General features: G+C 47.9%; 1 protein-coding gene. It reads left to right on the plus strand.

Annotation, left to right across the window (positions count from 1 at the left end):
* Positions 1 to 534 (plus strand): DHHA1 domain-containing protein (locus R8O10_RS27225; protein ID WP_318192232.1); only part of this gene is annotated, 534 nt, incomplete at both ends.

Consider the following 534-nt stretch of genomic DNA (forward strand, 5'->3'; position numbering starts at 1 on the left):
ATGAAGCAAGAAGCGATGGCGTTTTGTGAACGTTTGCAGTTTGGCGAAAACAGCGAGCTGCCATACGGCTTATCGCTGTTCCAGCGCGATTGGCACCAAGGTGTGATTGGTATTCTCGCTTCGCGTATCAAAGAGAAATTCCATCGTCCAGTCATTGCCTTTGCTGACGGTGGTGAAGGGACGATCAAGGGTTCTTGTCGTTCGATTCCTGGATTACACATGCGTGATGCGTTGGACTTCATCGATACGCAAAATCCAGGTTTGATCATCAAGTTTGGCGGTCACGCGATGGCGGCAGGCTTAACCATCAAAGAGCAAGATTTTGAGCGTTTCAGTCGTTTATTCGATGAAGTGGTAAAAAATGAGCTCGACGAAGCGGCTCTAAAAGGCGTGATTCTTACTGATGGCGAGTTAAAACCGGAAGAGTTTTCTATGCACATTGCGGAGCAGTTGCGCGCTGGTGGGCCATTCGGACAAGCTTTTCCTGAGCCAATCTTTGATGGTGAGTTTAAGGTATTGCACCAAAAATTGGTG

It is taken from the genome of Vibrio sp. 1727 (assembly GCF_033344415.1).
Lineage (GTDB): Bacteria > Pseudomonadota > Gammaproteobacteria > Enterobacterales > Vibrionaceae > Vibrio > Vibrio alginolyticus.